20 protein-coding genes and 1 pseudogene are annotated in these 21,103 nt (G+C 68.4%); 7 read left to right on the forward strand and 14 right to left on the reverse strand.

All coding sequences use genetic code 11. The features are described from left to right. Positions 1-103 precede the first annotated feature (103 nt). A complete protein-coding gene (locus tag ACZ562_RS36225; RefSeq protein ID WP_471188469.1) occupies positions 104-778 on the forward strand; it encodes a hypothetical protein in 675 nt (224 codons plus the stop codon). Positions 779-1,030: 252 nt separating this feature from the next. On the opposite strand, the gene ACZ562_RS36230 is transcribed toward ACZ562_RS36225, so the two are convergent. Continuing rightward, positions 1,031-1,468 carry a hypothetical protein gene (locus ACZ562_RS36230; protein WP_471188471.1) on the reverse strand — a complete coding sequence of 146 codons (438 nt, stop codon included), beginning with the start codon at positions 1,466-1,468 and terminating at the stop codon, positions 1,031-1,033. A gap of 104 nt (positions 1,469-1,572) precedes the next feature. On the opposite strand from ACZ562_RS36230, the gene ACZ562_RS36235 reads away from it, so the two are divergent. Next, positions 1,573-2,832, forward strand: coding sequence for a HEAT repeat domain-containing protein (locus tag ACZ562_RS36235; RefSeq protein WP_471188473.1), 1,260 nt, complete (start codon positions 1,573-1,575; stop codon positions 2,830-2,832). A 26-nt stretch (positions 2,833-2,858) separates the two neighbouring features. Here the strand turns inward: ACZ562_RS36235 and ACZ562_RS36240 are convergent, their stop codons facing one another. The 4 genes from ACZ562_RS36240 to ACZ562_RS36255 all read right to left on the reverse strand — a co-directional run bounded on the left by ACZ562_RS36240 (position 2,859) and on the right by ACZ562_RS36255 (position 7,747). Next, positions 2,859-5,897, reverse strand: coding sequence for a helix-turn-helix transcriptional regulator (locus ACZ562_RS36240; RefSeq protein ID WP_471188475.1), 3,039 nt, complete (start codon positions 5,895-5,897; stop codon positions 2,859-2,861). Between the two features lie 505 nt (positions 5,898-6,402). Further along, entirely contained in the window at positions 6,403-6,603 is a 201-nt protein-coding gene (locus ACZ562_RS36245; RefSeq protein WP_471188477.1) for a tautomerase family protein, read from the reverse strand. Positions 6,604-6,617: 14 nt separating this feature from the next. Next, positions 6,618-7,013, reverse strand: a complete 396-nt coding sequence (locus ACZ562_RS36250; RefSeq protein ID WP_471188479.1) for a nuclear transport factor 2 family protein — start codon at positions 7,011-7,013, stop codon at positions 6,618-6,620. Further along, complete coding sequence (locus tag ACZ562_RS36255) at positions 7,010-7,747, reverse strand: SDR family NAD(P)-dependent oxidoreductase (protein ID WP_471188482.1); 738 nt, start codon at positions 7,745-7,747, stop codon at positions 7,010-7,012. Before ACZ562_RS36255 ends, ACZ562_RS36250 begins: the two co-directional genes overlap by 4 nt. Before the next feature lie 106 nt (positions 7,748-7,853). Here ACZ562_RS36255 and ACZ562_RS36260 point away from each other — a divergent pair, with 106 nt between their 5' ends. Then, on the forward strand, positions 7,854-8,753 hold the full coding sequence (locus ACZ562_RS36260; RefSeq protein WP_471188484.1) for a LysR family transcriptional regulator: 900 nt from the start codon (positions 7,854-7,856) through the stop codon (positions 8,751-8,753). Positions 8,754-8,796: 43 nt separating this feature from the next. Here ACZ562_RS36260 and ACZ562_RS36265 read toward each other — a convergent pair whose 3' ends face one another. From ACZ562_RS36265 to folE, 3 genes are all read right to left on the reverse strand, one after another. After that, positions 8,797-9,462, reverse strand: coding sequence for an NUDIX hydrolase (locus tag ACZ562_RS36265; RefSeq protein ID WP_471188487.1), 666 nt, complete (start codon positions 9,460-9,462; stop codon positions 8,797-8,799). 70 nt (positions 9,463-9,532) lie between these two features. Continuing rightward, the gene (locus ACZ562_RS36270; protein WP_471188489.1) at positions 9,533-10,837 is read right to left on the reverse strand and encodes an MFS transporter; all 1,305 of its coding nucleotides are present in this window, start codon (positions 10,835-10,837) and stop codon (positions 9,533-9,535) included. Between the two features lie 118 nt (positions 10,838-10,955). Beyond that, on the reverse strand, positions 10,956-11,489 hold the full coding sequence (folE, locus tag ACZ562_RS36275) for a GTP cyclohydrolase I (protein ID WP_471188491.1): 534 nt from the start codon (positions 11,487-11,489) through the stop codon (positions 10,956-10,958). Positions 11,490-11,896: 407 nt separating this feature from the next. Here folE and ACZ562_RS36280 point away from each other — a divergent pair. Continuing rightward, positions 11,897-12,010: pseudogene (locus ACZ562_RS36280) on the forward strand (IS630 family transposase); the annotation flags it as partial. A gap of 47 nt (positions 12,011-12,057) precedes the next feature. On the opposite strand, the gene ACZ562_RS36285 reads toward ACZ562_RS36280, so the two are convergent. Beyond that, the gene (locus ACZ562_RS36285) at positions 12,058-12,801 is read right to left on the reverse strand and encodes a helix-turn-helix transcriptional regulator (protein WP_471188493.1); all 744 of its coding nucleotides are present in this window, start codon (positions 12,799-12,801) and stop codon (positions 12,058-12,060) included. 78 nt (positions 12,802-12,879) lie between these two features. Between ACZ562_RS36285 and ACZ562_RS36290 the strand changes: the two genes are divergently transcribed. After that, positions 12,880-14,067 (forward strand): MFS transporter, encoded by a 1,188-nt coding sequence (locus ACZ562_RS36290; RefSeq protein ID WP_471188495.1) that lies wholly within the window; start codon positions 12,880-12,882, stop codon positions 14,065-14,067. Between the two features lie 440 nt (positions 14,068-14,507). On the opposite strand, the gene ACZ562_RS36295 is transcribed toward ACZ562_RS36290, so the two are convergent. The 5 genes from ACZ562_RS36295 to ACZ562_RS36315 form a co-directional block, all read right to left on the reverse strand. Beyond that, entirely contained in the window at positions 14,508-15,149 is a 642-nt protein-coding gene (locus ACZ562_RS36295) for a hypothetical protein (RefSeq protein ID WP_471188498.1), read from the reverse strand. Positions 15,150-15,626: 477 nt separating this feature from the next. After that, positions 15,627-16,484, reverse strand: a complete 858-nt coding sequence (locus tag ACZ562_RS36300) for a 5-oxoprolinase subunit C family protein (protein WP_471188500.1) — start codon at positions 16,482-16,484, stop codon at positions 15,627-15,629. Between the two features lie 11 nt (positions 16,485-16,495). Continuing rightward, entirely contained in the window at positions 16,496-17,164 is a 669-nt protein-coding gene (locus tag ACZ562_RS36305) for a 5-oxoprolinase subunit B family protein (protein WP_471188503.1), read from the reverse strand. After that, on the reverse strand, positions 17,161-17,925 hold the full coding sequence (locus ACZ562_RS36310) for a LamB/YcsF family protein (protein WP_471188505.1): 765 nt from the start codon (positions 17,923-17,925) through the stop codon (positions 17,161-17,163). Before ACZ562_RS36310 ends, ACZ562_RS36305 begins: the two co-directional genes overlap by 4 nt. Positions 17,926-17,978: 53 nt before the next feature. After that, entirely contained in the window at positions 17,979-18,773 is a 795-nt protein-coding gene (locus ACZ562_RS36315) for a putative hydro-lyase (RefSeq protein WP_471188508.1), read from the reverse strand. 276 nt (positions 18,774-19,049) lie between these two features. On the opposite strand from ACZ562_RS36315, the gene ACZ562_RS36320 reads away from it, so the two are divergent. Continuing rightward, positions 19,050-19,745 (forward strand): GntR family transcriptional regulator, encoded by a 696-nt coding sequence (locus tag ACZ562_RS36320; protein ID WP_471188510.1) that lies wholly within the window; start codon positions 19,050-19,052, stop codon positions 19,743-19,745. 332 nt (positions 19,746-20,077) lie between these two features. Continuing rightward, positions 20,078-21,043 carry a LysR family transcriptional regulator gene (locus tag ACZ562_RS36325; RefSeq protein ID WP_471188513.1) on the forward strand — a complete coding sequence of 322 codons (966 nt, stop codon included), beginning with the start codon at positions 20,078-20,080 and terminating at the stop codon, positions 21,041-21,043. Positions 21,044-21,103 lie beyond the last annotated feature (60 nt).

The raw sequence follows: 21,103 nt of genomic DNA on the forward strand, positions 1-21,103 counted from the left end.
AGTTGTTGCATCTCCTTGATCGCAACAGGCGGTGATCGCGATGACTCCTCAGTCGCTCTGCCCGCGATCGCCGATCCCCTCACACACCGCGAAAGGCACACGTATGGCGAACAACCGCAGGATGCGGTACGGCGGACGGATGCTGGCGCTCTCGGCGATTGCCCTGGGAACGGTCGCCGCGACGGCCGTACCGGCCCTTGCCGAGGACGAGCCCACCCGGGCACAGCTCATAGCCGACTGCGACTCGGGAGAAGGGCAGTGCACCTTCAACGAGCCCCGGTTGGGCGAGGCGTATCTCGGAGCCTTCCACCGGGTGTCCGACTCGCTCTACAACTGCAGCACCTCGCCTGCCACGCAGTCGATGACCTGGTCCGACACGGTCGGTTCCACCGACTCGGCGGGCGTTTCCGTGACCGCCGGCGGCAAGATCGCGGGCATCATCGATCTCAGCGTGACGGCGACGTACAGCCACACGTGGTCGAGCACGCACTCTGAGACCAGCTCCGTGAACATGACGGTGCGGCCCGGTGAGGTCGGCTGGATCTCCCGTGCGCAGGTGATGCAGACCGTCTCCGGCACCTGGCAGACCCACTACGACGACCCGAAGTGGGGCCACTACTTCTGGTTCGTCCCGGACGCCGTCACCGGGCCCGCCCCGAACGGAACGGACGGCCAGAGCAACGCGGTGGTCGTCAAGTCCCGCAAGATGACAGGGGAAGAGAAGCGGTCCTGCTCCAGCCGCTCCAGTAAGGCCAAGACCTTCGTCGTCCAACGCTGATCCGGCAACCCGGCGCTTGGCTGCCTCGCGGTCCCGACACCCGCGAGGCAGCCCGGCAGTCCCGCGGTACGGGCGGTCAGGCGGCCATGCCCCGGCGGGCCTGGTGAGACAGCGTTGTCCCGCAGATCCGCAACGAGTGCCTGCGCCGCGAGCCGGCGACGCTGCAGGACCGCACACCGCTGCAGAACACCACCGGCGCCCTCGCTGGTTGTTGAGGCTGTGCCCCCTGTCCCGTGAGAAGGGCCGGGCCGATCACTCCTCGTCGGCATAGAAGTCGCTGTAGTAGGCCGACCGGTCCTTCACCGTGAAGTCCTCGAAGTCCCCGGCCGCCTCACAGTCGAGCAGTCTTTTGAGGCACCCCCGAGCGGCCTCGGACGACGAGGGAGGCGCGGGACGCGATGCCAGAAACGTCTTTGTCTCGGTCAGACCGGCTCCGCACAGCAGCTGGACGTCGATCGAGCAGTCGGCGTCCATGCTCGAAGATTTCGCATGCCATATGCGCAGTACGTCTTCGAGGAGGCCGCTGTTGAACAGCTGGACGCAGCACAGAGCCATCAACTCGGTGTCCCCGAGCCCCTGCTGGTGGCGTTCCCGGCGCGTCTCCTCGTCCAGCAGTGCACGCACCTCGTCCAGCGGGCCACCGCGCGGCTGCAGCCCGTAACGGTGAAGGCATTCGTCAGCGGTCGGCACGTACGTCCTCCTCGTCCGTGGTTGTCCCTGGTGCAGGCCCCATCCCGGGGGAGGCTCCCACATCGTCCCCGGAGAGTGTCAGACCCGGGTGCCATGCTGTCGCCATGCTTCAGCAACTCGACACCGTCAACTGGGCCGGCCTGACACACGCGTACGGCGGCGCCACCGATGTGCCCGACCAGATTCGCGCCCTGCGCTCCGCCAACTCGGACGTCCGTGAGAAGGCGTTGCACGACCTGTACGGGAACATCTTCCATCAGGGCACCCGCTACGAGGCCAGCGCCCACGCCGTGCCGTTCCTTCTGGAGCTGCTCGCCGATCCCGCGACCCCGGACCGGGCGGAGATCGTCGGGCTGCTCACCCACCTTGCGATCGGGTACGGCGAGTCCCACCTGCCGTCGGGATACGACATCGCCGAGCACCGTGCCGCCGCCGTCGGCGGGGACGTGCTGCTGGCGGCCGGCAAGGCCCATGCGGACGATGACGACGAGGACCACGACGAGCACGAGGACGACGAGCCCGGCGGCAACTGGCTTGAGGAGCCGGCCTTCTACTCATACCTGGAAACGCTCGACGATGACGACGCCCACCGGGTCCACTCGTATGTCGAACTGGCGGTGTACGACGCGGTGCGCGCCGGGCTGCCTCTGATCCGGACGCTGCTGTCCCACGAGGACCCCGTGCTCCGTAGGACGGCCGCCTACACGCTGGGCTGGTTCCCGGAAGAGGCCGCGGAGAGCCTGCCCGCTCTGACCGCGGCTGCCCAGGACACCGATGCGGCGGTGGCCGCCACCGCCCTGGTGGCGACTGGCCTGAACGCGACCCCCGACGAGCCCCGGGCGATACGCCTGCTGGAGGCCGCACTGGACGATCCGCGGGAGCTGGTGCGCTGGGGCGCTGCCATCGCCCTGGCCCGGGTGCACGGACCGGCCGCTGCTCCGCGGGTCGCCGAGGAACTGCGCAGCTGGGTAGGGCGCGACGCCGAGCCGCGCGACTTCGTCCCCTTCTACGACGGGGACCTGCGGGGCTGTGCGGCGCAGTCACTGCGTCTGCTCGGTGACGCCTACGCGGACGGCTCGTTCACCGGCCTGCTGGCCTGCCTGCGCGAGGTGTCCGGCACGGAGGCGCTGCCGATAGCCGACGCGGCCCTGCGGCTGGCCTTCGCTGACGTGCCGCTGCCCAAGGGCACACCGTTCAGCGCACTCGACGAGCGCCAGCAGCGGCTGGTCCGCGTACTCGCCGAGTCTCCCGGCACCTGGCAGTTGGGCGAGATGAGGTTCGGCAACTTCTGTCTGCTGGTGTCGGGCTACGGGCTGCCGGGCACCCCTGAGGCCATGGCCACGTACTCCGCGGGGGGTTCCTGACTTGCAGGCGTGGACGAAACGTTCTGTCAGCCCTGTTGGCCGGATGCCCGCGCGACGAGCCGCGACAACGCCGTACGGGAGGAGATATCCAACTTGCGGTAGATCCGGCTGAGGTGGCTGTCCACCGTCCTCGCGCTGAGGAAGAGCTGTTCCGCGATCTCCCGCGTACGCTTGCCCACCGCCGCCAGTTCGGCGATCTCACGCTCCCGGTCGGTGAGGACGTCGAGGCAAACCGGCTCGTACATGCCAGCAGGCCACACCGACGAGCGGCCGGCGAGGATGTCGGTCCTGACCCGGGCAGCCTCCTCGCGTATCCGCTGCGCGCCGCAGTCACCGGAAAGCTCGGTGGCCGTCTCCAGCCAGGTGAGCGCCTCTTCCTCACCCCGCACCAACTGGACCGAACGCGCGCCGTTCACCAAGGTCAGGGCCTGGACGAGCGGCAACCCGCTCCGCCGGAAGGAGTCCGCCGCCCGGTCGAACAACCCGGCGGCCAGATCGTGCCGCCCTTCGGCCGCGTGCAGCATGGCGCGGGCCCGGGCCGCGTGCTGGGCCTGGAGCGGCAACTGCAACCGCTCGGCGGCGTCGTCGGCGGCGTCGGCCCAGCGGTGGGCCGAGGACATGTCACCACACCGTAGGGCAGCCATGGTCAGGATGCCCAGCAGGAAAGGGTGGAAGGGACGCTGCAGCCGCGGCAGCCCTTCACCACCGCCCTCCTCCAGCAGTGTGCGGATGCAGCCGGCCGCGTCGTCGGCGAACAGCTGGACCTGGGCGTAGAGTCCGACCGCGGAACAGCGCCACCAGCCCCGTCCGTGGGAGGTTCTGCGCAGCCCGTTACGAGCGAGCGCGACCAGCCCGGCGCTGTCGCGTCGGGACCTCGCCCACGTCAGCGCCGCCGCCCGCGTCACCATGGCCAGCCCCACACCGTCGTCCACTCCCAGGGATCTGGCCAGCAGTTCGGCGTCAAGCGCCCGGCGCCGGGCGTCGGCCAGCTGACCCGTCCACTGATCCAGCAGGGACAGGCCCATGAGCTGATTGAGCACGACGGGCTTCCGACTACCGCCGCATGCCGCCTCAAGTCCTCGGCCCAGATGACGGTAGGCGTCCGTGAACCGCTCCAGGTACATCTCGGCACGGCCCAGCATCGCGAACGCTTCGGGCGTGGCCGCGGCTGTCGCATCCGGCAGGCCGTCCACCAGCCGGGCGCACTCCGTGACCTTGTGGGCGGCCTCAGGCAGCAGGCCCAGCTGGGTGTCGCCGAACGCCGCCAGGACACGCAGGCCGTACGCCGTCCCCCCGGCCGCTCGGTCGGCCTCGCCGACCAGGTCGCGTTCCTTCCGGTACGTGCCCCACTGCACCGCGATGTGCCCGTGGGCGACGACCAGTTCACGGGCCGCGTCCGGCAGCGGACTGGGCAGTGGCCGCGGCAGCAGGTCCAAAGCCAGCCGTACCACCGCGTCAGCTTCCTGGTAACGGCCCAGCAGCCGCTCGATGTCGCCGCACACGGCCGAGGCCATGAGAAAGACGTCGTCGGGCAGGTCCGAGCGGTGCCGCAGCACCTCGTGAGCAAGGGAACGTGCCTCGTGGAGACGGCCGGCGCCGGCAAGCGCGCGACAGCAGTCCAACGCCAGAAGCGCGCGAGCCGGACCGACCCGTTCCCCCACGGGGAGGGTGTCCAAGGCCAGACGCAGCCAACGCGCCGCAGCAGCAGGTGTCTGCGCCATGACCTCCGCCGCCCCCTCGACGAGCGTCTGGAGCGCTTCCTCCCCACCCGAGCCCAGCAGATGCTCGGCCTGGCGCGCGCGGGCGACGGCGGGCGCCCGACGTCCCGTGAGCAGGCGCAGGGCCCGCCGGTGGGCGGCGAGCCGGAGGGCGGGAGGCGTGCACTCCAGCACGACGTCCGCCAGCACCGGGTGGCGGAAGGCGTACCGGCCGCCCCAGGCAAGCGGACGTATGAGGTCGTTTCGGCTGAGTTCGTCGAATGCGTGCAGGGTCCGGTCTACATCCACATCGCAGACGGCCGCGACGTCCTCCGGAACGAAGGAGCTGCCGAGCACCGCGGCGCCACCGGCCACGACTGCCGCGTCCTCGGTGAGGGCATGGACCTCCGCCGTGAGGGATGCAGCCTCGCGCCGCAGACCCTCCCGGTCCGGGCCGGCGGACAGCAGCGGCCAGCCATCCGGGTCCCACCGGGAAGCGGCCAGGATCCTCACGATGCGCGGATTGCCTCCCGACGCGGCGTGCAGCCGCTCGGCGTACCCATGGAAGATCACCGCTTCCTGAGGAACGCTCCACGGAAAGCAATTCCGGTTCGGAAACATGGCAAAGGAACCCTCCTCGTCCTCCACCCCGCTCGTCGCATGCTCCACCACCGCAACGCCGCTCTGGCCGGGCTCCTTCTCGGCGGCTTCCTCCTCCGCGACCTCCTCACCACCCCAGCCGTCCAGCACCCCGGCGACCGCACTCACCTTCAGAGGAGCGGGTTCCAGGCGTGTCACGGCGCCGGTCTGCACTCCGTACGCCAACGCCTCCAGCAAGGCCGGACCGGTCTGTCGCGGACGGTGCGCCAGCGCCAGGACGAACGGTCCGAGCAGCGGGGTGCTCACCAGTCGGGCCACTGACGCCGCCGACTGCTCGTCGCACAGGTGCAGGTTGTCCAGGAGCAGCACCCCGCCGCGACCGGCTGACCACTGCTCCAGGCGCATCCGCACCTCAGCAGCGAACTCGCAGTCGCTCATCGCCGCCTTCGGCAACGCCGAAAGCTCCACCCGTTCCTCGTCTGTGGAGCGACGGACGGCGGAGCAGGTCTGCAGCACGTCGGTGAACAGCTGATAAGGAACCTTGGGGCCATGAAGGGCATGAGCTCGGGCGACCCTCACACCCATGTCCACGGCCCGCGAGGCCAGAACTCCCAGCAGGGTGGTCTTTCCGATGCCGGGCTCACCGCTGATCTCCACCACCGCCCCGCGCCCGGCGGCGAGCGTCTCCAGAACGGCGTCAAGACGTTTGACCTCCGCGTCCCGGCCGACCAGTGAAGCATCGTCGTCCTGTGACGTCACCTCGAACACCGAGTCCCTCCAGCCTGATTTTGATCGCATATGCACTGACAACACCTGGGCCTCCTCCGGTTCCGCACTGACGGATCGTTCGGCAACGGCCTTCTGAGGCCGAGGAGAAGGATGACGCCGCATATCAGTGCAAGGAGGGCTCGGTGAGACACCCTGGTACACCGGAAGGGACCGGGCCGGTGGAAGTACGGGCCCTCTCCGGCGCGGATCGTGATGTGCGTGAGACGAGGTCCGGTGACGACCCGACGGGAACGGATGCACGGTGGAGCAACACGGGGCTCCTGGTGAAACCAACGGCTCGCTACAGCAGCTCGCCGCACCCGGCGCTGTACGGGGCCGGCGTGAGAGCTCGCCGGGGGTGCATGGGGCAGGCCCCCGGGGCCTTCTGGCCTCGGGGGCTTCGTAGTCCGGTGCTCCCTCCTGTGCCGCGTGCTCACATCCCGCTGCCGGTTGCGTGGATGGTCTGCCGACTAGCGCGCTACTGCTCGCGTCACTTGTGGGGTTCTCAACTCCTCGACTGCTGCCTGCGGTACTCCTCGGCCGGCAGTCCCCCGATTCCCCAGTCCTCCAGTTCGACCTCGTCGATGACCACGAACGTCGTGGCAGGGCTTTTGTCCAGCACCCTCACCAGCAGATCGGTGACGCCCGCGATGATCTCGGCCTTCTGCCCGGCGGTGGCGCCCTCTCGCGTGATCTTCACATTCACGTACGGCACGGCAGTCAGCCCTCTTCCTCAAGCGTCTCGAAGTGGAAGACCTTCGAGATGATCTGCCACCGCCCCTCAGCCCGCACCAGCGTCAGGAAGTCCCAGTAACGCCTCGGTCCCATCGAGCACTCCACTCGGGCCAGTGCCGTCACCGGGCCGACGAATTCGACCGACGCGATGCGGTCGCGCCGCACCTCGCCCCGCGCCGACGGCGGTTCGCGGCGGCGGACCACTGCGAAGTACTCGTCCATGGTCAGTCGCAGCAGCGGCCCGTCGCCCCCACCCTCGGTTGCGGTGGCGTATACGGCATCGGGGTGGAACACCTGGCCGAGCAGGTCCGTGTCCCCGTGGTGGAGGCCGTCGAAGAGCTGCCGGAGTACCTTCTCCACATCGTGCCGGGTGCTCATCATGAGCGCCCTGTCACATGGCCGCCGTCCACGCGCAGGGCGTGGCCGGTGATGAACTCGGCGCCTGCGAGGTAGACGACCGCGTCCGCGATCTCGGCGATCTCGCCCACACGGTTGAGCAGTGCGAGGCCGCCGAAGGAATCCACGTCCGAACCCTCGTGCAGCGGGGTTCGGATCACGCCCGGCGCCACCAGATTGACGCGGATCCCGTCGGCCGCGAGTTCGGCGGCCAGGCTGGTGGTGAGCGTGTGCACGCCGCCCTTGCTGATGACGGGAGCCGACGCGGGGAAGCCGGCGATCGCGTGGTCGACCAGCACCGTACCGATGTTGACGATGCTTCCGCCGCGGCCCTGCTCCCGCATCCGGCGCACCACGGCCTGGGTGGTCAGGTAGGTCCCCTTGAGGTTGCCTGCCAGGTACCCGTCCAGCTCCTCCTCACTCACCTCGGTGAACGGCTTGGGCGCGAAGGTGCCGGCGTTGTTCACGAGGACGTCCACGCCCCCGAACCGCTCCACGGCCTCCCGCACGAGCGCCTGACCGGTCGCCGCGTCCCCGATGCCGCCCGCGACCTGTGCGATCCGTTCGCCGTGACCGAGCTTGGCGGCGGCCTTCCCCAGCCGGTCCGCATCCCGGCCGTTGATCACGACATTGGCGCCTGCGGCAAGAAAGGCGTGGGCGATCCCCAGTCCGATACCGCTCGATGCCCCGGTGACCACCGCGGTGATGTTCCTCGACACTCAAACCACTCCTGATCCGCTGTCATCCATTGCGACGTACACGAACCTAGGAGCCGGCGATCAATAACACCACGTCGAAGTTTGAAGTATGTGATAATCCAGGGTTATGACTGTGGATTTGCGCGATCTCGAACTCCTGGCCGCCACCGCCGACTCCGGCTCGCTCACCGCGGCGGCGGAGCGCCTCTACGTCAGCCAGCCCGCGCTCAGTCAGCGCCTCACCCGCCTCGAGGACCGGCTCGGCATGCCGCTCTTCGACCGCACCGGCCGCAGGCTTGTCCCGAACGCGGCCGGCAGACGCCTGCTGGTGGCGGCCCATCAGGTCCTGGACGAGCTGCGCTCGGCGACCCGCGACCTTCAAGAGATGCGTGACGGCCGCGACCGCCGGGTGCGTTTCACCGCGCAGTGCAGCACCACCTTCCAGTGGCTGCCCCCGGTCATCCGCGCCTTGCGTGAGCGGCACCCCGAGGTCGAGGTCCGTATCGAATCCGTCCCAGACGACGCACCGGTCCCCGCGCTGCTCGCCGACCGTGTGGACGTCGCGCTGGTCACCAAGCCGGACCGGGAGATGGAACGGATCAGTCTGACCCGCCTCTTCGACGACGAGATGGTGGCCGTGGTCGCGTCGGACCACTCCTGGGCGCAACGCCCCCACCTCACGGCCGAGGACTTCACGGACGCCCACCTGATCCTCTACGACGCCTACGACCAGGCCCGGATACCCGCCATCCCGCTGCCCCTGCCGCCGCAGGCCCGGCCGGCCCGTATCACCACGATGCCCGTGATCACAGATTTGGTCATCGAGATGGTCGCCGCAGGCCAGGGCGCGACGATTCTCCCCAACTGGGTCGCCGCGCCGTACACGAAGTCCCACGACCTCGCGCTGATCCAGATCGGCACCACCCCCATGGCCCGCACCTGGTACCTGGGCACCCGCCAGGGCCCCCGCACACCTCACCTGCGGGCGTTCGTCGACGAGCTGACCACCCACCTGACACGCCCGTAGCCGAGCATCCGCGACGGCCCCTGCCCTCTTCCATGATCAGGAGTCACACCGTTCGCTTCTCGGTCCCCTCCCCGGGACTGCGCCCGACGGCGTGCAGGAGGCACTTGGAATACCGGTCGATGATGTGCTCCACGGCGAACGTCGGCCGGGAGGAGAGTGCTTGCTCAAGAGTGAGCCAGAGGGGTGCCTCACCTTCCTCGTTCACCATCAACTCCCCCTGTCCGGCTGCCCGGTGGTCGTCGACGTCCAGAAGGTATGCGTGCCAACGATGGGCGTCGGATCCCCTCCTGCACATGTCGCCGTTGAGATGCTCGTCCGCAACGATCCGGAGTCCGTCGTGCGCGTCGGGGATTCCTACTTCCTCCCAGAGCTCGCGCGCTGCCGCGCGCTTGGGGTCCTCTCCGCGTTCGACATGGCCTGCGGGTACGGTCAGACGGTAGGGAAAGGCAGTTCTCTGGAAGAAGAGAAATCTCCCTCGTGGGTCCCGTACGAATACGCCGGAACTCTCATGCCAGTACTCGCCGTCCGAATCGGTCCACCAGCGGATGCGGGGATCGATGACGACGGCTCTTCCCGCCTCACGGCCGCACGAACGGCAGGTGCACCGTTTTCTCCCGTCCACGACCATCCATTCGACGGTCTCGGCGTGGCAGTACAGGCAGTATTCGCCTTTGGTGTCGTCCCGCAGCGGGACGAAGTCGATTTTCATCCTGCGCCTTTCAAGGAGAAGGCCGCGGACAGCCGGACGGCATTCGGAACCCCCCACAGTCGTGGCTCGGTCAGATTCTGTTGCGGTCGGGCTTGCTGACGTCCGGTGCCTTCCGCAAGGGCTTCGGTCCCTCCCCCACGTCCGCACCGTCCGGTGCGTCGAGCGACCGGGAGGCGCCGTGTGCAGTGCCGGTCGCGCACGTGCGGGCGCCCGTCAGCAGAAGGACTGTGCCAAGTCCGCCGAAGAACAAGGTCCCGGCAGCGACGGCACCCCATCCCGCCGCAGCGATGGCCAGGCCGAAGACCGGTGGTCCCAGCAGCATTCCCACACTGCCGAGTTGGTTGAGGATGCCATTGGCGACATCGACATGCTCAGCACGGCTCACCGCGGCGGGGACGGCAGCGAAGACTGCGGAGATCAGCAGTCCGTCGACGAGGAGAACAAGCGTGGCGGCGCCGCCGCTGACCGCGAGTGGGAATTCGGCCGAGAAGGCGGGGAGGCAGGCTACCGGCATCAGTACGCCCAGCGGGACGAGCGAGGAGAGGGCCACGCCGCGCCGCAGCAGCCAGCTGGCGGTAAGCCCCCCGACCGCACTCCCCAGGCAGACGAGTGCCACCACGGTACCGGCCACCGCCGGCGTCACCTCTCGGCGCTCGGTGAGGAAGAGCGGGAGGACCATCACCACAGCGACACCGACCAGCGACAGACTGCCGTACGCCGCGCCGAGCCTCAGCGCCCCGTTCCAGGTGCCGGCTGCGCGATGCCGGTACTGCACGGGGGGCCTCGGCAGCCGAGGCAGGACGGCGGTGAGCACTCCGGCCATGATCAACGGACCGAGCGCCGTGAGGGCCAGCCATCGGTTCCACGTCCACCGGGATGCCAGGACTCCGCCGGTGGCCGCGGCGATTGCCAGGCCCGTCGGAACGCAGGTACCCCACAACGCGAGCGCTGCCGATCGGATGCCGCCCTGCGTCATGCGGGTGAGAACGACCGGACCCGCCACGAAAACCAGCAGGTAGCCGACTCCTTCCACGACACGCGACCCAAGCAGCAGGCCCCAGGATCCGGCGGTCGCGCTGATGGCGGCCGCTACCGACATGACGACCAGGCCCCAGGACAGAGCCCGGTGGGCGCCGAAGCGGCGGATCCACCATCCCGCCGGGATGCCGAGGGCGGCGCTCACGGCCGTAATGCTCGATGTGGCCCAGGCGAGCGCACTGGCTGACAACCCCAGTGACGAACGCAGGGCGGATCCCACCGGTGAGACGGCACCCAGGCCGACTGCCGCCAGCACACCGGCGAGCCATGTCGCCACGACGTACTTCCAGGGTGACGTCGACACGCGGCGGTGGCTGTCTCTCTTCCAGTCGCGCACGGGTTCTCCTTGTGTGGCCGGCGTGTTGCCCCGCACGGCCGTCGTCCAGGGCCGGGTGGCCGGTGCCGCGTGGCGGGAAGGCCGATCTTTTGAGCACCTCCCGCCACGCGAGTCCGGATCAGTCGTCCAGGCCGAACTTGGCCAGCAACTCCTGATGGCCTGCCACATACGAGGTGTCGGTGATCACGGTCTGGTCGGAAGGACCGCGGCTGCACATGCAGAGGTGGCGGCTGCGGGAGGTGACTCGCACGGCTTTTGCGCCGCCGGAGGACATGATCTCTTCTGCGATCTCCTTGACGAGGTACTCCTGGATCTGGAAGCGCCGGCTGAACGCCTGGACCAGGCGAGGGAATTTCCCGAGTCCGAGAATGCGGTCACCGGGGACGTAGGAGATGTTGACCTTCCCGAAGAAGGGCAGGAAGTGGTGCGCGCAGATCGAGAAGAAGTTGTTCTCCTGGACACGCACTACGCCGGTGTGCTCGCCGTTCACCAGGCAGGTTGTCTTGAGGATCTTTGAGGTGTCGATCTCATAGCCGCTCAGCAGCTCGCGATAGGCCCGGACGATGCGGTCCTCGCACTCCGGGCCGCTGTACCAGCCGAGTGCCCTCGCGTCGGTGGTCACATTGGATTTGAGCCAGTCTTCAATGGTCACGTGCGGCCTCCATTCCCACTTCCACCAAGGGCTCCGAAACCCGGTGGAGTTATTTCACTATCCACCCGGTTGCATTCGTTGAGAACATCGCCTGCTTGGCTGACACCCGATCAGACCAATGCACGGGTGATATGCCAATACCTAAGTATTCAAAGCACTGGCGAAAGTTAACGTTTCCCCGATGCTTAAGCCAGGTGGCTGGCGGGAACCCGGCGCTCGAATGGCAAAGAAAAACCGCCTGTTGAGCGCCGGAGCACGGCCCGCTCATTCTGCCCGTCATGCCATGCCCCAACACTGCGCCCCAGGGCGGGCCGGCACTCGGGGAGCGGAGCCGGAAGACACCATGCGCCCGACGCAGGAACCGCCACCCAAAAGACCCCCGCGATCAAGAAGTGGGCTGGCCCACCCCCCGGTTCCATCTGCACTTCACGCCGACCGGCTCGCCCTGGCTGAACCTCGTCGAGGGGTGGTTCCCCGAACTGACCAGCAAGCAGACACGGCGTGGCGTTCACAGGGCTGTCCGGGCACTGGAGAAGGGCATCCGCAACCGGATACACCGACCCGGGCACTAGAGGGGGTGATGTGTTCCTGGAGTATGTCCGAAGGTACGGCGGAAGACATCGATGAACGCGCTGGCGGACGACCAGCCGCACATGTGGGCCACGGTGGTCACCGGGATGTCCTCGGCAAGCAGGACCAAGGCGTGGTACAGGCGCAGTTGGGTGCGCCACTGCGGGAAGGTCATACCGAGATCGGCCTTGAAGAGGCGGGAGAGAGTGCGGTCGCTGGCGCCGACCTCCCTGCCCAGTGCGGCCAGGGTGCGGTCGTCGGCCGGATCGGTGCGCAGGATGTCGCACACGGCCTTCAGCCGAGGGGTGGTCGGGGTAGGCAGGTGCAGGGGCTGCTGGGGCGAGGCCCGCAACTGGTCAAGCAGCACGGCCCGCAGCCGCCCGCGTTCGGGACTGTTGTCGTGCGGGGTGTGCGTGTAAGCGAGGATCAGTTCACGAAGGAGGGGCCCGACTGTCAGCACGGTCGGCTCGTCCAGGCCGAGCGGGTTGTCACACGCGGGCAGGCCGACCAGGTGGAGTTCGATTTCGCCGTGAGCCTGGTGGGCATGCACGGTGCCGGCCGGTACCCAGATGGCGCGAGTACCCGGCGCGATCCACGAGCCCGTGCCGGTCGTGACGGCCAGCACTCCCCGGCCCGCGTAGACGATCTGGTGGTCGTCGTGGCGGTGGGCGTCTATGGCGGCTCCGGGCGCCAGCCACTGGGTGCGGGTCGGCGCCACAGGCTCGTGGCGGATTTCTGTCATTGATTGGCAGTTTATCGGAAGCGCGACATGCTGCTCGGCGATGACCATGGCGATGTGCCAAGGAATAGATCGATCATCATGCTGTCGGTCGGCCATGCCTGCGTGGACATCTACCAAGGTGCTGTCGCGTCGCTCGTCCCTTTCTTCGTCGCCGAGCGCGCCTACAGCTACGCCGAGGTCTCAGGCATCGTGCTCGCCGCCTCTCTGCTGTCCTCGGTGGCGCAACCGGCGTTCGGCGCACTCGCCGATCGCTGGACGATGCCCTGGCTCCTGCCGGTGAGTACGATCCTCTGCGGGCTGGGTGTCGCCCTGAGCGGTTTGACTGGTTCCTACGTTCTGACGCTGGCGTTCGTGGCAGTGTCCGGCATCGGGGTCGCCGCCTACCATCCCGAGTCCGCCCGCGTCGCGCGGATCGTCAGCGCTGGCAGCCATGGTGAGATGGGCTGGTTCTCCCTCGGCGGCAACCTCGGCTTCGCCGCGGCACCGCTCATGGTCACGGCCATCGTCGCCTCCGGCGGTCTGCGTCTGTCGCTGCTGCTGGTGGTACCCGCCCTCGCCGGCAGCGCGCTGTGCCTGCCCGTCCTGCGCGCACTGGAGAAGACGGTACGCGGCCGCCCCGGCAAGGCAGTTGCGAAGGTGGCCGACGACAGGGCCTCGTTCGTGAAGCTGTCGCTGGCCGTGGTCTGCCGGTCCATCGTCTTCACCGGCCTGACCACCTTCATCTCGCTCTACGCCCAGGAGCGTCTGGGAGGAAGTACGGCAGCGGGCACTGCGGCGTTGTTCGTTCTCTATCTCGGAGGCGCGGTGGGCTCTGTGCTGGGCGGCAGCCTGGCCAAGCGCTGGGACAGGGTCACTGTCGCCCGCTGGTCGTACCTGGTCACGGTCGCCGCCGTCGGGGGGATCGTGTTCGTACCTGGCCCGGCGATCTACGTGTTCGTGGCACTGACGTCCGCCGGCCTGTACGTCCCCTTCTCACTGCAGGTCACCCTCGGCCAGGACTACCTGCCCACGCGCAGCGGCACCGCCAGCGGAATCACCCTCGGGCTGACCGTCGGCACCGGCGGCCTGGTCAGCCCTTTCATCGGCAGCGTCGCCGACGCGACCTCCCTGCGTACCGCCCTGACTCCACTGATCCTGATGCCCGGCCTGAGCTGGCTGTTGTTCCGCACAATGCCCGAACCCACCGCGCCGAAGCCTATGGCGGCGCCGCAGCAGACCGGAGACGACACGGATGCCGAACTCTCTCCCGCGCGCGATCACCGCTGACCAACCCGCACGTCCGGCGGCCGGGCAGCCGCAGCGGACCGACGACGGGAACGGATTGGCGAGCACGTCGTCGCACGACACGTGCCCCTTGAAGGACTGGGGCTGCCTGGCCCCTCAGCGACAGCCTTCCTGGCAGCTGCTGTCCCGTCACTCGACCTCCACAGGCGAAGTCGAGTACTGCCGGTGCGCCTGTGACGCGCTGGTGGTCCTCCACAACGGTGAGCTCGCGGCCTTCACCGGACCCCGGCACGCCTAGACGGTTTCGTTCGGACATGTGCTGACCAGAGGAAGGTGCCCGCGATGTGGAGTCCGGACAGGCGGTCGATGGCCGGTGATCTCCGCCCCCCGCCCCGGCGGCCGCTGTGCAGCCGGTGGCCGCCCGAGACGCGGGTCAGGTGTGCTTCGACAAAGCGGCGCTGTTCCCTCGCGAGGGCCCGACGTCAGCCGACGGCCGCTCGGCCAGAGCCCCAAGCGTTGTCGCCGAGGCGGGGGAAGTCGTAGAACGCACGGGCGCTCAGCAGGTCGCAGGTGTGACACAGCGCAGCAAGCGGCCTCATGACGCGGTCGTTGGGCGAGTAGTCGCTGTCCCGGACGCCTTCGACGTACTGCCAGGCATTCTGCTGCTGAGGCGAGAAAACTACGCCGTACTCCGCCAGCTTGCGCTCCGCGAACGCCTTGCGGGCGGACTTGCCTGCGAGTTGGGGACGGATGACCAGGCCGCCGTCGGCATCGAGGACGGGCTTGCCGTCCACCAACAGGCAGCGCCACGGCTTCTCGATGTCGTGCAGGAACAGCACGGGCAGACCATCGGCAAGAGTGAACTGCTCCTCGGGTGCCAGTTCGGCCAGCCGCCCGGTGGTCGCGAAACCGCGATACAGCAGGACCCACAGATTCATGACCTCGACGATGTGGTCCCAGTAGCCGCCCTGCCACGCCTGATGGTTGTGGGACGAGCCGGGCGCTTGCTGCAGCAGCTCCCGGTGATCCTCGATGACGCGCCGGCAGGCGGAGCGGTTCGGCTCGTCCATCATGCCGATGAGTTCGTCCATGGAATAGTACGGCGGCGGGCTGGTCGTCAACATACTCACCTGCTTTTCAGTTAGGTGCGGCGATTTTCGCGCTGAACCAAGTATTCGTGACCAGTCATCGCCGATGACGGCGGGCCGGTCCGGGACGACGGCCCACCCGGCCGGCAGGGCAGCAGGCCGCCGCACGGGCGGCGTAGCGACTGGGGTATCCGTTGCCGGACAGTTACTCGGACGTGTATGCCTTCACAAGCTCCGTAAGCCAGTTGAGCCTGTCTCGGCCGACATCCCCACCGCGCCAGGATCGCCGCCCTGCCGGCGTAACCAGCGGGCAGGCCGGAGCACTTCGAGCCGACGGTCGGCCCGGCACGGTGTACGGCCGGACCGAGCATCAGGTCCAGCACCCGAAAGGGCCCCACGGGTGGTGTGCCGACTTCCAGCAGCCTCCAGTTGTGGGGTCGCACGCCGGGCTCCGGCTGCCGCTCGCGGTCGTCCCTCATGGCGCGGCCCCGCGCGATTCGCCCTCCACGGGCGTCAGCCGCCGCGGCGGACCGGCACGAAACGGACCGGCAGTCCAGGCCGAGCCTGGGCGGCCGCGCCGAGACTGCGCTCAGGCACGACGCCGATGACCGGATAGCCTCCGGTGGTGGGGCAGTCGGCCAGGAAGACCACGGGTCTGCCGTCGGGCGGGACCTGGATGGCCCCGACGACCATACCCTCGCTGGCCATTTCCTCGTGTACGGCGCGCTCCAGTACTGGTCCTTCGGTCCGCAGTGCGATGCGATTGCTCTTGGGCGAGACCAGGAAGCGGGCGCCGGCGAGGGTGTCCAGCGCGGCGGGTGTGAATCTGTCGTCCCGCGGACCGACCAAGGCGGGGAGCACGAGTTGCCGCGGCGGTGCCTGCCATACCGTCGTGTCCGAATGGAGCGGACGGCCGACCGCTTCGCCCACGGGCAGGATGTCGCCGTCCCGCAGCGGAGCGGGACCGAGCCCGGAGAGGAGATCGGTGGAGCGACTGCCGAGGACCCGGGGGACGGTGAATCCTCCGCTGACGGCCACATAACTGCGCAGGCCGCAGGTGGCCGTGCCCACTTCGAACAGGGCACCGGCGGGCAGGTACACGGGCGCGGCCCACGCGGCGGGTCTTCCGTCGACACTTACGGGGGCGGGTGCCCCGGTCACGGCCACGACCGCCGGCTCGGTGGTGTGAACGGCCACGCCGGTCAGCGTGGTTTCCAGGGTGGCTGCTTCGGGCGGGTTACCCACCAGTCTGTTCGCCAGCCCGTGTGCGGGCTGGTCGAGAGCCCCCGACCGCGGAACGCCCAGTCCTGCGTGGCCGAAACGGCCCAGGTCCTGGACAGTGGTCAGTGCTCCGGCGCGCACGATTTCCATCCTGCAGCCGATCATGCGCAGAGCCTTCCGGCGTTCATCGTGCCGGGGGACATGCCCGGGGCGTGGGAGGGCCCCGACTGGGGAACGAAACGCACCCGCATGCCCGGTGTGAGCAGTGCCGCCGGCTCACGGTCCATGTCCCACAGGCACACCTCGACAGTGCCGATCAGCTGCCAGCCTCCGGGCGAGACACGCGGGTACACGCCGGTGTAGGGGCCGGCGAGCGCGACGGAACCGGCTGGGACGACGGTGCGCGGTTCCGCCTTCCTGGGCACGTGACGGGTCTCCGGCAGCCCCAGCATGTAGGCGAATCCGGGGGCGAAGCCGCAGAAGGCCACCCTGTGTTCGACAGAACTGTGGAGACGCGCCACTTCGTCCTCGGTCACGCCCCACAGGTCCGCGACGGTGCCGAGGTCCGCGCCGTCGTAGCGCACCGGGATCTCGATCAGCGGGCCGCTCCCGGCATCCAGGGCCGGTACGGACCATTGACGCAACTCCGCCTCCATGGCCTCCACGTCCGTGACTCCGTACAGCAGCACGGTCCTTTCGCCAGGCACTATCTCCCGCACCGGCGTCAACGACGCCCGCTGGTCCAGCAGCCGGCAGTGCCAGGCCTGCGCCTCCTGCGGCGTGTCCAGATCGATGAGGAGCGAATCCGCACCGACCGGCATGAGCCTCATACGAAGGCCTCCACCCTGACTCCGGCCTCCCGCAGTGCGTCCCGCACGCGCCTGCCGAGTTCCACCGCTCCGGGGGTGTCCCCGTGCAGGCACAGCGAACGTGCACGCACGACGAGGTCGGTGCCGTCGAGGGCCTTGATGTATCCGTCCCGTACCAGGGCGACCGCCCTCCGGGCCATGTAACCGGCATCATTGATCACCGCGCCGGGGACGGCACGTGGCACCAAGGTCCCGTCCGCCGTGTAGGCACGGTCGGCGAAGGCCTCTTCGACGCCGGGCAGGCCAACCCGTTCGGCCTCCTGGAGCATGGCTGAGCCCGGCAGACCAAGGACGGGAAGTCCAGGGCTCGCGAGCCGTACGCCCGCGGCCACAGCCGACGCCTGCTCACGGTCCGACACCACGCGGTTGTACAGCGCCCCGTGCGGCTTGACGTAGGCGACGTCCGCTCCCGCCGCACGGGCGAACACCTGGAGCGAGCCGATCTGGTAGGCGATCTCGTCGGCCAGTTCCTCCGCGGGGACATCCATGGCACGTCGGCCGAAGCCGGCCAGATCACGGTAGGAGACCTGGGCGCCGATTCTCACCCCGCGCTCGACCGCCTTGTCGCAGACCCTCCGCATGATGCTCGGATCGCCCGCGTGGAAGCCGCAGGCGACGTTGGCGCTGGTCACGATGGACAGCATGGCCTCGTCGTCGGTGAGTGACCATCGGCCGTAGCCCTCCGCGAGGTCGGCGTTGAGGTCGATCACGATGTCTGTCATCGCTGCGTTGTCTCCTTGGAACAGTCCTCCCGGCACCAGACACCACTGCGCACTCATGCGAGTCGGTAGTCCGCGTCCCGGGCGTCGGTGATGAGCATGTAGCCGGGCGCGTGCGTGATGGCGTAGGGGGGCTTCGACTCCATGAGCGCTGCCTGAGGAGTCACCCCGCACGCCCAGAACACCGGTACGTCGCCCGGCTCGGCCTCGACCGGGTCGCCGAAGTCGGGGTGGGCCAGGTCCTCGATGCCGAGTGCGGCAGGGTCGCCGACGTGCAGGGGGCTTCCGTGGACGGCGGGCATGAGAGCGGTGACCCGTGTGGCGGTGTCCACGAGATCGGCGGGTATCTGCCGCATGGAAACCACCACCGGTCCTTCGAGCCGGCCACCGGGCCTGCACGCGAGACTTGTTCGGTACATGGAGACGTTGCGGCCCTGGGCCACATGGCGCAGCGGGACACCGGACTGCGCGAGCGCGGTCTCGAAGGAGAAGCTGCAGCCGATCAGGAACGTGACCAGGTCCTCACGCCAGGCTCCGATGACGTCGGACGGCTCGTCGACAAGCCGTCCGTTCTCCCACACGCGGTAGCGGGGGATGTCGGTTCGCAGGTCGGCACCGGGCGCGAGGAGCGTCGACCAGGAGCCCGGGTCCGTGACGTCGAGGACGGGACACGGCTTGGGGTTGCGCTGGCAGAACAGCAGGACGTCGTAGGCCCACTCGGCCGGTACCGCGATCATATTGACCTGGGTGTGGCCGGCGCACCAGCCCGTGGTGGGCACGTCGGCCCCGTCACGGAATCGGGACCGCGCCTGCCCGGGGGTCAGAGCCTCGGGTGTGGCAACACTCGTCATCGATCGTCCTCTCATCACGGGAAGCAGTTCGGGCTTCCCCTGCGGTCAGTGCCGATCCGTCGGCAGCCGGGGTGACGCGCCCGGTCGCCGCTCCTGCGTGCCTTGTGCTCACGCAAAATCCGTCGCCGCCGTGGTGGCCGCCCGACCAATACTAGAGGATCGTTGAACAATCCAACAGGGCTGTTGTTGTTTCGCTCATCGCTTTCCGGTTGACTGGTCCTGTCCAAATGACAGACCCGGCCGTACTCAGCCGTCGGCCACAGAAAGGAATGAGCCATGTCGACCGGAGTGGATGCATCGGTTCTCTTCGGTGACAGAGAGCGTCTGGGCCGTTCCAGCACCGCGGACCGCGTGGCCGACATCCTGCGGGCGCGTATCGCCGAAGGCCACCTGCCTCCCGGCAGCAAACTGTCCGAGGACGCCATCGGCAGCGCACTGGGCGTCTCACGCAACACGCTGCGGGAGGCCTTCCGGCTGCTGACCCACGAACGACTGCTCGTCCACGAGCTCAACCGCGGGGTCTTCGTCCGGATCCTCACCGCGCAGGACGCGACCGACATCTACCGGGTCCGCAAGCTGATCGAGTGCGCGGCCGTCCGCGCCCTCGGTCTCCCGCCCTACGAACTGAGCCGGGCGGAAGCCGCGGTGGCAGAGGGCGAGAAGGCGGCCGCCGAAGGCGCCTGGCTCGAGCTGGGCACCGCGAACATTCACTTCCACCAGGCCGTCGTGGGCCTCGCCGGGAGCGAGCGTCTTGACGAGCTCATGCGCGGCCTCCTGGCCGAACTGCGCCTGGTCTTCCACGCCATGGACAATCCACGCGACTTCCACGAACCGTACCTGGGGCGCAACCGGCAGATCATGGTCGCTCTGAAGGCTGCGGACCGGGTCCGTGCCGAATTGCTGCTGGCGGACTATCTCGACGACGCCGAAAGGCAGATGCTCCGGAGGTACTCCGAACTCACGCAGGACTGACCCCCCCCCGGCCGCCCGGCTTCGCGCGGCTTTCCGCGAAGCCGTGGGCCCGGTCGGCCACCGTCCTGACGGGTTCGTTCGGTCGGGGCCCGAGGAGCTCGCCCGGGGCCGGGCGGTCGTCGTCCAGGCGAGCGCGGCACCAGCAGCGCACTCTCGCCACACACCACTCTATTGTGGTATTGTTGAACAACCTTCTCTCGACGTTGCGAGTGTCACCCTCCGGCCACAACGGCCTCCGGGTAAGCGCCTGCCCACGGGCTTCAGCGAGGCACCCGGGCCGCACCCAAGGGCGCAGCGAATATGCAGGACCATTTTCCATCAGAAGGTATTTCATGCTCGAGATGCGTCGCTTGAGGCTCCTCGATGAACTTGACCGACGGGGAACCATCGCGGCCGTCGCGGCCGCCTTGCATTTTTCACCTTCAGGCGTTTCCCAGCAGCTCACACAGCTGGAGGGAGAGGTGGGCCTACAGCTGCTGGAGAGAGTCGGCCGCAAGGTGCGCCTGACCGAGGCGGCGAAAGTCCTTGTGGGGCATGCCAAAATCCTTTTGAAACAGATGGAGTTGGCGGAGGCGGAGCTCGCGGCCTTTTCTCATCAGCCAAGGGGAACGGTGCGTGTTGCATCGTTCCAGACGGCAGCTGTCGCTTTCCTGCCTGCCGCACTTGCCGCGCTGCGCGCCCACAGAGGGCTTCGAGTCGAGTTCTGTCAGGCAGAGCCGGAGGACGCGCTGCCAAGGCTCTTCGCTCATGATTTCGATATCGTATTCTGTGAGGAATACACCGGATTTCCCGGCCCCATGTCCTCGGATGTGGCCCGTGAGACGCTGTGTGTGGACTCTCTGAGCCTGGTCAGGCCGATTCCCCCCTCCCGCCCGATGGACACGCGGGCGGCCGTGGCCGCGGCACGTGATGACGTCTGGGTCATGGAACCTGTCGGCAGCCTCTCGAGAAGCTGGGCCACGGCTCTGTGCCGTTCCGTGGGATTCGAGCCTGACGTCCGCTTCGAAGCAAGTGATATGTCGATCCATGTGGAGTTGGTTCGGCAGGGCCACGCCACTGCGTTCCTGCCCGGCTTGGCCTGGCGCGGCCAGCCTCGCCCCCCTGGCCTGGTGACGCTGCCCGACCATGCGCGGTATCTGTCGACCGTGGTGCGGCCCGGGAGCGAGACAAACCCCGCGATAAGCGCCGTTCAGAGCACACTGCTGATCGCGACAGGCCAAAGCGGCGCCTTGCCTCAGCCTCGGAACGGCATCCGGTCACCCGAGCGTCTCAGCGCGGGCACGCCGGAGGACGAGTGACCGTCGCCCATGGGTGAATCAGTTGGCGAGCGATTACCGATCTGACCTCGGGACGCAGAA

This window comes from Streptomyces sp. NPDC040410, from assembly GCF_055595715.1.